At 68.4% G+C, this 14243-nt stretch carries 13 protein-coding genes and 1 other RNA gene; 3 read left to right on the top strand and 11 right to left on the bottom strand.

Going from position 1 to position 14243, the window contains the following annotated elements:
• Window position 1: 1 nt before the first annotated feature.
• Genes murG through mraZ form a run of 9 tightly spaced genes read right to left on the bottom strand, consistent with a single transcriptional unit; the run spans window position 2 to window position 9883 of the window.
• On the bottom strand, window positions 2-1087 hold the full coding sequence (gene murG, locus ACQG3P_RS16025; protein ID WP_426805604.1) for an undecaprenyldiphospho-muramoylpentapeptide beta-N-acetylglucosaminyltransferase: 1086 nt from the start codon (window positions 1085-1087) through the stop codon (window positions 2-4).
• Window positions 1084-2409, bottom strand: a complete 1326-nt coding sequence (gene ftsW, locus ACQG3P_RS16020) for a putative lipid II flippase FtsW (RefSeq protein ID WP_426805603.1) — start codon at window positions 2407-2409, stop codon at window positions 1084-1086. Before ftsW ends, murG begins: the two co-directional genes overlap by 4 nt.
• The gene (gene mraY, locus ACQG3P_RS16015) at window positions 2409-3494 is read right to left on the bottom strand and encodes a phospho-N-acetylmuramoyl-pentapeptide-transferase (protein WP_068849228.1); all 1086 of its coding nucleotides are present in this window, start codon (window positions 3492-3494) and stop codon (window positions 2409-2411) included. Before mraY ends, ftsW begins: the two co-directional genes overlap by 1 nt.
• A complete protein-coding gene (locus ACQG3P_RS16010) occupies window positions 3484-4878 on the bottom strand; it encodes a UDP-N-acetylmuramoyl-tripeptide--D-alanyl-D-alanine ligase (protein WP_426805602.1) in 1395 nt (464 codons plus the stop codon). Before ACQG3P_RS16010 ends, mraY begins: the two co-directional genes overlap by 11 nt.
• Window positions 4875-6353, bottom strand: coding sequence for a UDP-N-acetylmuramoyl-L-alanyl-D-glutamate--2,6-diaminopimelate ligase (locus ACQG3P_RS16005; protein ID WP_426805601.1), 1479 nt, complete (start codon window positions 6351-6353; stop codon window positions 4875-4877). Before ACQG3P_RS16005 ends, ACQG3P_RS16010 begins: the two co-directional genes overlap by 4 nt.
• On the bottom strand, window positions 6350-8197 hold the full coding sequence (locus ACQG3P_RS16000; RefSeq protein WP_068849223.1) for a peptidoglycan D,D-transpeptidase FtsI family protein: 1848 nt from the start codon (window positions 8195-8197) through the stop codon (window positions 6350-6352). Before ACQG3P_RS16000 ends, ACQG3P_RS16005 begins: the two co-directional genes overlap by 4 nt.
• Entirely contained in the window at window positions 8194-8457 is a 264-nt protein-coding gene (ftsL, locus tag ACQG3P_RS15995) for a cell division protein FtsL (protein ID WP_068849221.1), read from the bottom strand. The genes ACQG3P_RS16000 and ftsL overlap by 4 nt, the downstream gene beginning before the upstream one ends.
• Complete coding sequence (rsmH, locus tag ACQG3P_RS15990; RefSeq protein WP_184125439.1) at window positions 8457-9422, bottom strand: 16S rRNA (cytosine(1402)-N(4))-methyltransferase RsmH; 966 nt, start codon at window positions 9420-9422, stop codon at window positions 8457-8459. The genes ftsL and rsmH overlap by 1 nt, the downstream gene beginning before the upstream one ends.
• A gap of 14 nt (window positions 9423-9436) precedes the next feature.
• The gene (gene mraZ / locus ACQG3P_RS15985) at window positions 9437-9883 is read right to left on the bottom strand and encodes a division/cell wall cluster transcriptional repressor MraZ (RefSeq protein ID WP_093536097.1); all 447 of its coding nucleotides are present in this window, start codon (window positions 9881-9883) and stop codon (window positions 9437-9439) included.
• A 325-nt stretch (window positions 9884-10208) separates the two neighbouring features.
• On the opposite strand from mraZ, the gene ACQG3P_RS15980 reads away from it, so the two are divergent.
• Window positions 10209-11000, top strand: coding sequence for an NRDE family protein (locus tag ACQG3P_RS15980; RefSeq protein WP_426805600.1), 792 nt, complete (start codon window positions 10209-10211; stop codon window positions 10998-11000).
• 89 nt (window positions 11001-11089) lie between these two features.
• The gene (locus ACQG3P_RS15975) at window positions 11090-11578 is read left to right on the top strand and encodes a DM13 domain-containing protein (protein ID WP_184124729.1); all 489 of its coding nucleotides are present in this window, start codon (window positions 11090-11092) and stop codon (window positions 11576-11578) included.
• 53 nt (window positions 11579-11631) lie between these two features.
• On the opposite strand, the gene rnpB is transcribed toward ACQG3P_RS15975, so the two are convergent.
• Both rnpB and rsmI read right to left on the bottom strand, forming a co-directional pair.
• Window positions 11632-11983, bottom strand: an RNA gene (rnpB, locus tag ACQG3P_RS15970) — RNase P RNA component class A.
• Between the two features lie 20 nt (window positions 11984-12003).
• Window positions 12004-12825 carry a 16S rRNA (cytidine(1402)-2'-O)-methyltransferase gene (gene rsmI, locus ACQG3P_RS15965; RefSeq protein WP_093536101.1) on the bottom strand — a complete coding sequence of 274 codons (822 nt, stop codon included), beginning with the start codon at window positions 12823-12825 and terminating at the stop codon, window positions 12004-12006.
• Window positions 12826-12893: 68 nt separating this feature from the next.
• Between rsmI and ACQG3P_RS15960 the strand changes: the two genes are divergently transcribed.
• Window positions 12894-14243: penicillin-binding protein activator (locus ACQG3P_RS15960; protein ID WP_426805599.1), on the top strand; the 1350-nt coding region annotated here is incomplete at its 3' end.

Raw genomic sequence — 14243 nt, 5'->3', positions numbered from 1 at the left:
TTCATTTGGATTCCTCGAGAATGATGTCGGCGATGCGCTCGGCGGCATCGACCTTGGCCAGGGCACGCGCGGCGGTTGCCATCTGCATGCGGCGGGCGGAATTTTCGGACAGATCGCGCAGTACGTCCTGCAGGCGCGCGGCCAGCGTTTCGTCCTGCTTCAGCAACACGGCCGCACCACGTTCGACCAGGTACTCCGCGTTGCGGGTCTGGTGATCGTCGACGGCCGCCGCGAACGGCACCAGCACACTGCCCACGCCGACCGCGCACAGCTCGGCCAGGGTGGACGCGCCGGAGCGGCAGACCACCAGGTCGGCCCAAGCGAACGCTTCGGCCATGTCGGCGATGAACGGCTCGACGCGCGCAGCGACACCGGCATCCTGGTACGCCTGCAGCGCTTCGGCGTGCAGCTTTTCACCGCTCTGGTGGCGCACGTCGACCGCGATGCGACCGGCCAGTGCGGCGAGTGCCTGGGGCACGGCGTTGTTGAGGGCACGCGCACCCTGGCTGCCACCGAGCACCAGCACCCGCAGCGGGCCTTCGCGACCGGCCAGGCGCTGTTCGGGTCCGGCAATGGCGGCAATCTCGGCCCGCACCGGGTTACCGACCGCTTCTTCGCGCTGGGCGAAGCTGCCCGGGAACCCGGTCAGCACGCGGCATGCGAAACGCGAGAGCACGCGGTTGGTCAGGCCCGGCGCGCGGTTCTGTTCGTGCACCAGCAACGGCAGGCCGTGCAGGCGTGCGGCCAGCCCCCCGGGACCGGAGGCGAAGCCGCCGAAGGCGATCACCGCGCGCGGCTGGCGGTCGCGGATCAGGAAGCCGGCCGAGCGCACGGCGCGCAGCAGGCGGCCAGGCGCGGTCAACAGCGCCAGCTTGCCCTTGCCACGCAGGCCGCTGATCGCCAGCGTGTCGATATGAATGTCGTGCTGCGGCACCAGGCGCGTTTCCATGCCGCCGATGCTGCCCAGCCAGGTCACGGGAATGCCGCGTTCGCGCAGCACCTTGGCCACGGCCAGGCCGGGGAAGATGTGGCCACCGGTACCGCCGGCCATGATCATCACCGGACGCGGGGAATGCTGGGCGTTCATCCCATCCTCCCCAGGGTCGGCTCGATCCGCTGCTGCATGCGGCTGGTCCCACGCGGGGCGCTGTCGCGCTGCGCGGAGGCACGTGCGTTGCTTTCCTGCATGGCTGCGGCCACGGCGCTGGCACGGGCCGGCGCATCGACCGGCGCGGCATCATCCTGTTCTGCCGCGCCCATGCGCACGGCCTGGCGGCGCTCGGCACGGTCCAGTTCGTAGGACACGCGCAGCAGCAGGCCCATCGCCACGCAGGTCATCAGGATGCTCGAACCGCCAGACGAAATCAGTGGCAGGGTCAGGCCCTTGGTCGGCAGGATGCCCAGGTTCACGCCGATCGAGACGAAACTCTGCATGCTCACCCACAGGCCGATGCCGAAGGCGATGTAGCCGGAGAAGTGCCGCTTCATTTCCACGCAGCGCATGCCGATCCAGAACGCGCGGCCGGCCAGCAGCGCGTACAGCGCCACGATCAGGCAGGTGCCGACGAACCCCAGTTCTTCGGCGGTGACCGAGAAGATGAAGTCGGTGTGTGCTTCGGGCAGGTAGTACAGCTTCTGCACCGAATTGCCCAGGCCCACGCCGGTCCACTCGCCACGGCCCACCGCCATCAGCGCGTTGGACAGCTGGTAGCCGTCGCCCTGCTGGTCGGCCCACGGGTCCCAGAACGAGGTGATGCGGCGCATGCGGTAGGGTTCGATGATCGCCAGCGCGCTCATCGCCACCAGGCCGAACACGATCGGCATCGACATGCGCGGCAGGTTCACCCCGCCCAGCACCAGCATGCCGGCGGTGATCGCCAGCAGCAGGGTGGAGGAACCGAAGTCGGGCTGAAGCAGCAGCAGCACCACCAGCGCGCCGGCCACGCCCAGCGGCTTGAGCATCGCCGGCCAGGTCGCGTTGACCTCGTCGCGGAAGCGCACCAGGTAGCTGGACAGCCACACGATGTAGAGCACCTTCACTGCTTCGACGGTCTGGAACTTGGAGAAACCCAGGTTGATCCAGCGCCGGGCGCCGTTGACGCTGCTGCCCAGGCCGGGAATGAACACCACCACCAGCAGCGCGAAGCAGCCCAGCAGCAGCATCTGGTTGTACTGCTCGATGCTCTTGAGCTCGGTGCGCATGGCCAGCCCGGCCAGCACGATGCCCACCGCCAGGAAGATCAGATGGCGGTTGAGGTAGTAGAACGGGCTGCTCATCAGGGCGATCGAGCTCGACGCGACCATCACCACGCCCAGCCCGGTGAGCGTGATGATCGCGCCCAGCAGCCACTTGTCGAAGTGGCCTCCGATGGCTTCAAGGCGGGTTGCCTGGCGCGACAGGTCGTTCATCAGCGGACCTTCAACGTGGCCAGGCCGATCAGCACCAGCACCACCGATATGATCCAGAAGCGCACGATCACGCGCGGCTCCGGCCAGCCCTTGAGCTCGAAGTGGTGGTGGATCGGCGCCATGCGGAACACGCGCTTGCCGGTCAGCTTGAACGAGGCGACCTGGATCATCACCGACAGCGTTTCAATCACGAACACGCCGCCCATGATCACCAGCACCAGTTCCTGGCGGGTGATCACCGCGATGGTGCCCAGCACCGCGCCCAGCGCCAGCGCGCCGATGTCGCCCATGAACACCATGGCCGGGTAGGTGTTGAACCACAGGAAGCCCAGGCCCGCGCCGGCGATCGCCGCGCAGATGATCACCAGTTCGCCCGCACCGGGAATCTGCGGGATCTGCAGGTAGTTGGAGAACACCACGTTGCCCGAGGCATAGGCGAACACGCCCAGCGCGCAGGCCACCAGCACCGTCGGCATGATCGCCAACCCATCCAGGCCGTCGGTCAGGTTGACCGCGTTGGAGAAGCCGACGATCCAGAAGTAGGCAATGGCCACGAAGCTGATGCCCGCCAGCGGCAACGCCACCGACTTGAACATCGGGATGTAGAAGGTCAGTGCGGCCGGCACGTCGGCGGTGTAGAACAGGAACAGGCCGGCGGCCAGGCCGAAGATCGACTGCAGCAGGTACTTCCAGCGCGACTTCAGGCCGTTCGGGTCGCGGCGCACGATCTTGATCCAGTCGTCGTACCAGCCGATGGCGCCGAAGCACAGCATCACCGCCAGCACCACCCACACGTAGCGGTTGCGCAGGTCGGCCCACAGCAGCACCGACAGGGTGATGGTGAGCAGGATCAGCGAACCGCCCATGGTCGGCGTGCCGGCCTTGGAGAAGTGGGTCTGCGGGCCGTCGGTACGGATCGGCTGGCCGCCCTTGAACTGGGCCAGCTTGCGGATCATCGCCGGGCCCAGCCACAGCGACAGGAACAGCGCGGTAAGCGCGGCCAGGATGCCTCGCAGAGTCAGGTAGCCGAACAGCCCGAACAGGCTCTCCAACTGCTGCAACCATCGGGCCAGTTCAAGCAACATGGGGGGTTTCCTCTCCTCGCGCCAGCAGCGCTTTTACAATCTTGTCCATGGCGCTGCCGCGCGAGCCCTTGACCAGGCAGCGCACGCCAGCATGCAGTTCGTCGGCCAGCGCGGCAGCCAGCGCGTCGTGGCTCTGGAAATGACGGCCACCGTCGCCGAACGCCTGCGATGCCGCCGCGCTCAGCGTGCCCAGCGTGTACAGCCGCTTCAGGCCGGCATCGCGGGCACGGCGCCCGGCCTGCGCATGCAGTGCCTCGCCATCCGGGCCGAGTTCGCGCATGTCACCCAGCACCAGCCAAGCCTCGTCCTTCGACGCGGCCAGCGCATCGATGGCAGCGGCCAGCGAACCGGGGTTGGCGTTGTAGCTGTCATCGATCAGCACGGCGCCATTGGGCAGCCGGTGCGCGATCTGGCGGCCCGGTACCGGTTCGGCACGGGCCAGGCCGGCGGCAATCGAATCCAGGCCGATGCCCGCCGCCAGCGCCAGCGATGCGGCGGCCAGGGCGTTGCTGACGTTGTGGCGGCCCGGCAGCGCCAAGGCGATATCCACGCTGCCGGCCGGACTGACCAGCAGGAACCGGCTGCCGTCGGCGGTCGCGCGGATCTGCTGGGCGGTCACGTCGGCGCTGTGGTCCACGCCATAACGCAGCACGCGGCTGCGCGGCGGCTGGCCGACGATGTGCTGTTCGAACCAGATGCCGAAGGCGTCATCGGCATTGATCACCGCCACGCCATCGGCCGGCAGTGCAGCGTAGATGGCGCCCTTGGTGCTGGCCACGCCCTGCAGGCTGCCCATCCGCTCCAGGTGGGCCGGGGCGATGTTGTTGACCAGTGCGTACTGCGGGCGCGCGATGTCGGTGAGGTAGGCGATGTCACCCGGCTTGCCGGCGCCCATCTCGTAGATGGCGTAATCGGCATCTTCCGGCGCATCGATCACCGCCAGCGGCAGGCCGATCTCGTTGTTGCGGTTGCCGGGGTTGGCGTACACCACCGCGCGCTGCTCGCGCGCGACCTGCTGCAGGATCGCCAGCAGCAGGCTCTTGACGCTGGTCTTGCCGTTGCTGCCGGTGATGGCGAACACGCGTGCGGCGCGGTCGCGCTGCATCCCAGCCGCGATCCGGCCAAGCGCATGCTCGCTGTCGCCGACCACGATCTGCGGCACGGCCACGTCGAGCAGGCGCTCGACCAGCATCGCGCTGGCGCCACGGGCCACGGCGTCGGCAGCGAAATCATGGCCGTCGAAGCGCTCGCCACGCAGTGCCACGTACAGGCTGCCCGGCGCCAGCGTGCGGGTGTCGTTGCTGATGGCGTCGATGGCGGTGTCATCGCCATGGATGTCACCCCCGGCCCAATGGGCGATCAGCGAGAGCGGCGTGCGCTTCACAGGATGGCCTCCTTGGCGCTGAGCGCGGCAGCGGCCACCAGGGTGTCGTCGAAGTCGTGCTTGACCCCGCGCACTTCCTGATAGGGCTCATGGCCCTTGCCGGCCAGCAGCACGATGTCGCCAGGGCCGGCCAGCTTCACCGCCAGGCCGATCGCGCGCGCGCGGTTGCGCTGCACGGTGACCGCGTCGGGGGCAGTGAAACCAGCCAGGATGTCGGCCACGATGGCGTCGCCATCCTCGCCGCGTGGATTGTCGTCGGTGACGATCACCTGCTGGGCCAGGCGTTCGGCGATGGCCGCCATCTGCGGGCGCTTGCCCGCGTCGCGTTCGCCGCCGCAGCCGAACACGCAGAACAGCCTGCCCTGCAGGTGGCCCTGCAGGCTCTGCAGGGCCTGCTCCAATGCATCGGGGGTATGCGCGTAATCGACCACCACGGTCGGCAGGCCGCGTTCGCCGCCGAGGCGGTTCATGCGCCCGGCGATCGGCTGCAGCTGCGACACCAGCGCGGCGATCGCCTCGGGGGCATGGCCCAGCGCGTGCAGCACGCCGGCCACGGCCAGCAGGTTGTCCACGTTGAAGCGGCCCAGCAGCGGCGACTGCACCGGGTGGCGCGCACCGTCGACCACCAGATCGAAAGCGATGCCACGGCCATCGAGCTTGAGCGAGTCGGCGCGCAAAGTGGCCTGCTGCGCACCGCGCGAGCTGACCCCGATCCGGGCGACGCCGGCATCGACCGTGCGCAGCAGTTCGCTGCCGAAGCTGTCATCCAGGTTCACCACCGCGGCCTTCAGGCCGGCGCGGTGGAACAGCTTGGCCTTGGCCGCGCCGTACTGGGCCATGTCGCCGTGGTAATCGAGATGGTCGCGGGTGAGGTTGGTGAACACCGCCACGTCGTAGTGCACGGCATCCACGCGGCCCTGGTCGAGCGCATGCGAGCTCACTTCCATGGCCACCGCCCTGGCGCCCTGGTCACGCAGCTGCGCCAGCACTTCGTGTATCTGCAGCACCAGCGGCGTGGTGAAGCCGGTCGGCACCACATCGCCGTACAGGCCCACGCCCAGCGTACCGATGCTGCCACTGGCGGTGCCGAGCAGGTGCCAGGCCTGGGCCAGCAGCTGCACGGTGGAGGTTTTTCCGTTGGTGCCGGTCACGCCGACCATGGTCATCGCGCGCGAGGGCTGGCCATGGAACTGGTCGGCCATGGCGCCCATGCGCGTGCGCAGGCCCGGCACGGCAATGGCATCGGCCGGTGCCGGCAGCTCCGCCGGGGCCGGCGGTTCGAACAGGATCGCGGCCGCACCGGCGGCGCGGGCCTGGTCGACAAAGCCCAGCCCGTGCGCGCCGAAGCCGGCAATCGCGACAAAGGCGTTGCCGGGGCGCACCGCGCGGCTGTCCAGCACCAGGCCGGTGATGGACGGGTCGTGGCTCAGCACCACATCGGGAAGCAACTGCGAAAGCAACATCATCTGGCTCATTGCGTGCCTCCCTGCGCGGGCGGCAACGTGGCGTGCGCGCTGGGCAGCGCGGCATCGAATTCGGCGGCGGCGTCCGGGGCAACGACCGCCTCGGCCGGCGGCGGGGTCGGCAGCGAGGAGGCGGCGTGGCCCATCTTTCCGGACTGCTGGGCCGCCAGCCAGGAATCGATGTCGTCCGGCGGCACGTCCATCAGGCGCAGCGCGCCTTCCATGACGTTGTGGAACACCGGCGCGGACACCAGGCCGCCGTAGTACTTGCCGGCCTGCGGGTCGTTGATGACGATCACCGTGGCAAAGCGCGGGTTGCTGGCCGGCACCACGCCGGCGAACAGCGCGTTGTAGTGGCCACGCTCGTAGCCGCCCGGACCGGCCTTGCGTGCGGTACCGGTCTTGCCGGCCACGTGGTAACCCAGCACCGCCGCCTGCTTGGCGCCGCCCTGGGTGACCACCGTTTCCATCATCGCCACGACCTCTTTGGCGATGTTCTCGTCGATGATCTGCTTGCCTTCGTTGCGCTGGCCCTTCACGAAGGTCGGCGCGATCAGCTTGCCGCCATTGCCCAGCGCCGAGTACGCCGTGGCGATCTGCAGCGGGGTGACGTTCAGGCCATAGCCGTAGGACATGGTGGTCTTGGACGAACCGCTCCAGCGCGCCGGGCGCGGCAGCACGCCCGCCGATTCGCCGGGGAAACCGCTGTGCGGAGCGCTGCCATAGCCGAAGCTGTGGACGTGGTCGTAGAACACCTGGTCGGGCATCTTGGCCGCGATCTTGGCCGCGCCGATGTTCGAGCTGCGGGTGATCACGCCGGTGACGTTGAGCACGCCGTTGTTCCGCGGCACGTCCTTGATGGTGTAGCGGCCGATCGCCATGTAGCCCGGGTTGGTGTCGACCGTGGTGTCCTTGGTGACCACGCCGGACTGCAGCGCCGAGGCGATGGTCAGCGGCTTCATGGTCGAACCCGGCTCGACCAGGTCGGTCACGGCGCGGTTGCGGCGGGTGTCCGGCGCCGCGCCGCCCACCGCATTGGGGTTGTAGGTCGGCAGGTTGACCATGGCCAGCACTTCGCCGGTGGCCACGTCCATGATCACCATCGAACCGCCCGCGGCCTTGTTCTCGATCAGCGCGTTGCGCAGTTCCTTGAAGGCCAGGAACTGGATGCGACGGTCGATGCTCAGGGTCAGGTCCTTGCCCGGTTCGGCGGCGCGCAGCAGGTCGCTTTCGACGGTCTCGCCCTTTCGGTTGCGGATCACCCGCTTGGCGCCGGCCTTGCCGCGCAGCCATTCGTCGAAGGCCAGCTCCAGCCCTTCCTGGCCGCGGTCGTCGATGTTGGTGAAGCCGAGCACGTGCGCCATCGCCTCACCCTGCGGGTAGAAGCGGCGGAACTCGCGCTGCGAGGCCACGCCCGGGATCTTCAGGGCAACCACCTTCTCGGCGTCGTCGGGATTGATCCGGCGGCGCAGGTACATGAATTCCTTGTCCGCCTTCTGGCTCAGCTTCGAGGTCAGTTCGTCCAGCGGCATGCCCAGCGCGGTGGCCAGTTCCGGAATGCGGTCGGGCGAGCGCATCAGCTCCTGCGGGTTGACCCAGATCGAGGCGACCGGGGTGGACACCGCCACCGGTTCGCCGTTGCGGTCGGTGATCATGCCGCGCGAGGTGTTGATGGGCAGCTCGCGCAGGTAGCGGGCTTCGCCCTGGCGCTGGTAGAAATCGCTGTTGATGATCTGCACGTAGGCGGCGCGGCCGACCAGCGACACCGAGCACAGGCCCAGCGCCAGGCCGACCCACTTCAGGCGCTGGCGCAGGTTGAAGGCGTTGCGGGTGCGGTTGCGGCCGGTCTTGTTCATGGCCGTACCACCACGACATCGGCCGCTTCGGGGAACTTCATGCCCAGCCGCTCGCGGGCCACGCGGTCAACGCGGGTGGCTTCGGCCAGGGTGGCCTGTTCCAGCTGCAGGCGGCCGAATTCAATGTTCAGTTCGTCGCGGGCGCGCTCCACGCGCGACAGCTCCACGAAGGTCTGCCGGTGGCGGTGGCGCATGAACACCACCCCGATCGCCGAGGCGATGGTGCAGGCCAGCAGCACGACCAGCAGCAGGCGGCTCATCACACCACCCCGCGCTTTTCGGCCACGCGCAGCACGGCGCTGCGCGAGCGCGGGTTGACCGCCAGCTCGTCGTCCTCGGCCTTGATGGCGCCGCCGATCAGATCCAGCGTCGGCACGAACGCCGCCAGCTCGGGCAACCGGCGATTGGTCGGCGGGGCCTTGGCGTGGCGGTTCATGAACTGCTTGACGATGCGGTCTTCCAGCGAATGGAAGCTGATCACCGCCAGCCGGCCACCGGGCTTGAGGCGCGCCATCGCCGCGTCCAGGCCGGCTTCAAGGTCGGCCAGTTCGCGGTTGATGTGGATGCGGATGGCCTGGAAGCTGCGCGTGGCCGGGTGGATCTTGTCTTTGCCACGCGGCATCACCGAAGCGATCAGTTCAGCCAGCTCGGCGGTGCGGGTGAACGGCTGCTTGTCGCGGCGGGCGATGATCGCGCGGGCGATGCGGCGCCCCTGGCGTTCTTCGCCATAGGTCCACAGCACATCCATCAACTCGCGCTCTTCGACACGGTTGAGCCACTGCGCCGCGCTTTCGCCGCTGTCCGGGTCCATGCGCATGTCCAGCGGGCCGTCCTTGCCGAAGCTGAAACCGCGCTCGGCCACGTCCAGCTGCGGCGAGGACACGCCGAGGTCGAACAGCACCCCGTCCAGGCCGTCGGCGGTTGCGTTCCAGTGCAGCAGGTCGGCGAAACTGCCACGGAAGATCGAGACGCGCGGGTCCGGCGCGAAATCACGCTCGGCTACCGCGATTGCCTCCGGATCCTTGTCCATGACCAGCAGCCGGCCTCCAGGACCGAGTTGCTCGAGCACGCCGCGGGCGTGACCGCCACGACCAAACGTGCCATCGAGATACGTTCCGTTTTCGATCACCCTCAGGCCGTCCAGGACCTGCGTGTACAGCACCGGCAGATGGCCCGCCGGCGACTGCGACACCGGAAGGTGACCGGCCTGCGCGCCTCCGCGCACCCGGGCACCCCGGGTCACAACTTCAGGTCGAGCAACCCATCGCCCAGATCCTCGTCAGACAACGTCTGCTGGATCAGTGCGCGATGAGCCTGCTCGCTCCACAATTCGAATTTGTCGCCCATGCCGAGCAACACCGCCTTCTTTTCAATGCCAACAGCGTTGCGGTGGCTTGCCGGGATACTGATGCGACCGTTGCCATCCAGCTCCAGATGCGCGGCCGAACCGACCAGCTTCTGTTGCAGCAGGCGCACGACGCGCTGTGTGTTGGGCTTGGCCATGACGTCGTCGCGGACCCGTTCCCACTCCTGCTCGGCATACAGCCACAGGCAGCCGGACTCGAAAGGGTTGTAGGTCAGGACCAGGCGGTTGTTGCTCACACGCGCGACGAGGTCGCGATGCGCGGTGGGAACCGCCATGCGTCCTTTATCGTCAACCGTGATGGCCGTCTCGCCCTGAAACACGACGCGTACACCTTTCCTTCGCCTGGATGAAACATTGAACCACGAAAAACCACAAAAAACCCGGTTTCCCCTCTGTTGCCCACCTTAGCAGTGCCGATTGGGTTGTCAACAGTTTTGCGAAGGGGAAATCACCTTGGACATCAAGGGCTTGCAGCAATGTTTAGAGACTTGTTCAAGGCTTATCCACAAGTTGCTGTTTCGTCTCAATTTTTGAGATTGGGGCGAAGTTCAGGGGTGTGGAGACGGCGTGAAACATCCCCGCGCATTCATCCGCCCCCATGTCCCAAGCGACCCGTTGCTGCGCAAAACCGGCACAATGCCGGTCATGTGTCTGCTTGCCTTGGCCTGGGAGGTCCACCCCCGCTGGCAGTTGCTGATGGCCGGCAACCGCGACGAATTCCATGCACGCCCGACCGCGGGGTTGGCGGCGTGGCCCGCACCGGACCTGGGCGTGCTGGCCGGGCGCGACCTGCGTTCGGGCGGCACCTGGGCCGGCGTCGGCCTCGATGGCCGGATGGCGGTGGTGACCAACGTGCGCGACCCGCTGGCCCGGCAGACCGGCCCGTCACGCGGTGCACTGGTGGCCGACTACCTGCGCGGCACCGGGTCTGCGGCCGCCTTTGCCGACGCGCTGGCCGGCAACGCCCCGGCCTTTGCCCCGTTCAACCTGCTGCTGGCCGATCGGGACAGCTGCCAGTTCCTGGGCAACCACCCGCTGCTGCGGCAGGCCCTGGCGCCGGGTATCCACGGCATGTCCAACGGCCCGCTGGACGCGCCATGGCCCAAGACCCTGGCCTTGAATGCCGCCCTGCAGGACTGGGTGGACGCCGGCCGCGAGGACCTGGCGCCGCTGTGGGCGGCGCTGGCCGACGAGAACCGCGCTGCCGACGCCCGCCTGCCCGACACCGGCATTGACCTGGAGCGGGAGCGCTGGCTGTCGGCCGCCTTCATCCGCAGCCCGGAGTACGGCACCCGGGCCAGCACCGTGATCGCACTGGATGCGCAGGGCCAGGGCTTCATCCGCGAGCGTCTGTTCGACCCGTCGGGCGCGTGCGTGGGCGAGACCGCGCTCACGGTCGGCCCGCCCGGGCCGCTGCCCCGCCCCGCTGCAGGGTGAATGAAGCGGGGGCGGTCCGGATCGTTCCCGCCCGCTCGTCGCTCTTGTCTGGTACCGGCGCAGTTGGCGCCCTCCAGCCGAGACCCTTGATGAATCGACGAATTACCGTTTTCCTGGCCACCCATGTGCTGACCCTGGCAGCAGGCTTCGGCAGCGGGGTATACCTGTTGCCCATCCTTACCGCACCGGATGGGCCCAGCGCGTCCAGCGTTGCCGAGGCGATGGCCAACAGCACCCATGAAGCCCGCTTCCGCCGCGACCTCAAGGGCAGTGACGCGGTGCATTGGGCCGACGGCAAGGTCAGCGTGAGCCACAGCCAGATCGCCTTCGATGGCCGCATGGGCCCCGGCCCGGATTACAAGGTGTACCTGTCGCGCGAATACGTCGACACCCGCGGCGATTTCCTGCGGATCAAGCAGGACGCCACGCTGATCGGTGACGTAAAGACCTTCAACCGCTTCCTGTTGGACGTGCCCGACCACGTGGACATCGACGACTACACCACCGTGGTGGTGTGGTGCGAAGCGTTCAGCCAGTTCATCTCGGCGGCCCAATATCGAATGGGCCCGCAAGCCTGACGAACGAGGAGCCCCCTTTGCTGAGGGGGCTTCTTCGCCGTCGGCGGAAAAAGCGGCAGAGCCGGCCGATAAGCCGGGTTTTGTCGTGGACAGTCATTCTTCTAGGCGCCACGTCACCGTGGCGCTCAAGCAACCTACCCGGTCCCGACGCGGGCCGCGCCATGAGGACCCTATTTGGTCTTGCTCCAGGTGGGGTTTGCCGTGCCGGTCTGTTGCCAGACTCGCGGTGCGCTCTTACCGCACCATTTCACCCTTACCGGCTCCCCGAAGGGAACGTAGGCGGTATCTTTCTGTTGCACTTTCCGTCGGCTCGCGCCGCCCAGGCGTTACCTGGCACCTTGCCCTGCGGAGCCCGGACTTTCCTCGGCATTCCCGAAGGAATGACGCGACTGTCTGGCCGGCTCTGCCGTGCGCAGTCTACCAGCTCAGCTGCCGTAGAGGGCTTTTCGCGGGGCGCCGGTGAGTTCGGCGGCGAGTTTGGCGGCTGTCGAGGGTGGCAGGTGTTCGCTGAGCTTGGCGTACAGGCGGCGGCCCTGCGCGAGCTGGGCCTCTTCATCGTTGGCCGCACCCTGCACCATCACCACGAATTCGCCTTTGCGCTGGTTGTCGTCGGCTTCGACCTGCTGCAGCAGGCTGGCCAGGTCGCCGTCGAGCACAGTCTCGAACAGCTTGGTCAGTTCGCGCGCCAACACTGCGGGCCGTGTCGGGCCGAATGCGGCCACCATGTCTGCGAGCGACTCCGCGATGCGGTGTGAGGATTCGTAAAAGACCAGCGTGCGGGTTTCCCCTGCCAGCGCCTGCAGGCGTTCGCGGCGGCCGGACCCCTTGGCCGGCAGGAAGCCTTCGAAGGTGAAGCGGTCGCTGGGCAGCCCGGCCACGCTGAGCGCGGCAATGGCCGCACAGGCGCCGGGAACCGGGCTGACCCGGATGCCGGCTTCGCGCGCGGCACGGACCAGCCGGTAGCCGGGATCGCTGACCAGCGGCGTCCCGGCATCACTGACCAGCGCCAGCGATTCGCCCGCCTGCAGCCGCGCCACGATGCGCTGGGCCAGCACCTCTTCATTGTGGTCGTGCAGCGCCACCAGCGGCTGCTGGATGCCGAAGTGGGCCAGCAGCTGGCCGCTGCGGCGGGTGTCCTCGGCGCAGATCGCGGCCACCGAACGCAGCACCTCCTGCGCCCGCGGCGTCAGGTCGGACAGGTTGCCGATCGGGGTGGCAACGACATACAGCGTGGGGACAGCACTCATCGCAACGGCACTCACAGGTCAAGGGTAGAATCCTAACGTGTACGAGCCACCCTCGAATGGACCTGATGATGAACAAGCCCGCCGCACGCATCTCCGCCCTGTCGTTGTCGCTGCTGCTGCTTGCCGGCTGCGCCACGACCAGCCTGACCAGCGCCCCGGAATCGCCGGCGCAGAGCCAGGCCCTGGCGCTGATCGACCAGGGCAAGCCGCGTGACGCCGCCGTACAGCTGGAAGCGCTGGCCAACACCCTGCGCGGCAACGCCCGCGGTGCCGCGCTGGCCGATGCGGCCTTTGCCTGGCGCGAGGCCGGCGACAACGCCCGCGCGCGCAGCCTGCTGGCCCAGGTCACCGCGCGCCAGCTGAGCGGCGCCAGCCTGCAGCGTTTCCAGCTGACCAGCGCCGAGCTGGCCCTGGCCGACAAGCAGCCTGCCCAGGCACTGGCCTTCCTGAACGAATCCTCCGACACCGTCTCCGCGCCGCTGCGCACGCGCTGGCAGCTGGCGCGCGCCAATGCGCTGCAGGCCACCGGCGATGCGATGGGTGCGGCCACCGAGCGCGCCCGTGCGCACGCCGCGCTGACCGGCCAGGCACGCACCGACAACCAGCAGGCCATTGCCGGTCTGCTCGGCACGCTGGACGATGCCACCCTGCGTGCCCGCGCTGCGGCGCTGCCGGCCAACGAGCCGCTGTACAACTTCGCCGGCCGCGCCCTGATCGCACGTGGGCTGCCGCTGCCGCGCCCGTTCGACCGTGATGGCGTGGCCCAGTTCGACACCAGCAAGCGTCCGCCGGCGATGAGCGATGGCTACCGCCCGCCGGTGAAGATGGCTGTGCTGCTGCCGCTCAGCGGCCGCCTGGCTACCGCCGCCCAGCCCGTGCGCGACGGCCTGCTCAGCGGCTACTACGGTGAAAGCAGGCAGCGCCCGGATATCCAGTTCATCGATACCGCCGGTACTCCGGCCGGCGCCGTGGCCGCGTATGACAAGGCCGTCGTTGCCGGCGTGGACTTCATCGTCGGGCCGTTGGGCCGCGATGAAGTGGACGCCGTGTTCGGCCGTACCGAACTGCCGGTGCCGGTGCTGGCGCTGAACCGCGGCAAGAGCAGTCCGCCGGCCGGCAGCGCCGGTTTTTCGCTGGCACCGGAAGACGACGGCATCATCGCCGCCGAGTACCTGCGCAGCCGCGAACGCAGCAAGGTGCTGGTGCTCCACAGCAATGACGACAACGGCCGCCGTACCGCCGCCGCCTTCCGCGAGCGCTTCACCCAGCGCGGCGGCCAGGTGCTGGCCACCGTGGGTGTGAGCGACACCGTGGGCGACATCGGCGCGCAGCTGCGTGCCGCCGGCGCTGTGGACGGCGTGCTGCTGGCGGTGAAGGCACCGCAGGCGCGCGCGCTGGCCCCGCAGCTGGCGCTGGCA

This window comes from Stenotrophomonas sp. SrG (assembly GCF_050031795.1).
GTDB classification, from domain to species: Bacteria; Pseudomonadota; Gammaproteobacteria; order Xanthomonadales; family Xanthomonadaceae; genus Stenotrophomonas; species Stenotrophomonas rhizophila_A.
The sequence above is the reverse complement of the archived record's forward strand: the minus strand, read 5'-3'. Positions and strand labels throughout refer to the sequence as shown.

Coding starts and splice junctions, on each gene's coding strand:
- murG (WP_426805604.1), bottom strand. CDS start 1,087: ATGAACGCCCAGCATTCCCCGCGTCCGGTGATGATCATGGCCGGCGGT.
- ftsW (WP_426805603.1), bottom strand. CDS start 2,409: ATGAACGACCTGTCGCGCCAGGCAACCCGCCTTGAAGCCATCGGAGGC.
- mraY (WP_068849228.1), bottom strand. CDS start 3,494: ATGTTGCTTGAACTGGCCCGATGGTTGCAGCAGTTGGAGAGCCTGTTC.
- ACQG3P_RS16005 (WP_426805601.1), bottom strand. CDS start 6,353: ATGAGCCAGATGATGTTGCTTTCGCAGTTGCTTCCCGATGTGGTGCTG.
- ACQG3P_RS16000 (WP_068849223.1), bottom strand. CDS start 8,197: ATGAACAAGACCGGCCGCAACCGCACCCGCAACGCCTTCAACCTGCGC.
- ftsL (WP_068849221.1), bottom strand. CDS start 8,457: ATGAGCCGCCTGCTGCTGGTCGTGCTGCTGGCCTGCACCATCGCCTCG.
- ACQG3P_RS15980 (WP_426805600.1), top strand. CDS start 10,209: ATGTGTCTGCTTGCCTTGGCCTGGGAGGTCCACCCCCGCTGGCAGTTG.
- ACQG3P_RS15975 (WP_184124729.1), top strand. CDS start 11,090: ATGAATCGACGAATTACCGTTTTCCTGGCCACCCATGTGCTGACCCTG.
- rsmI (WP_093536101.1), bottom strand. CDS start 12,825: ATGAGTGCTGTCCCCACGCTGTATGTCGTTGCCACCCCGATCGGCAAC.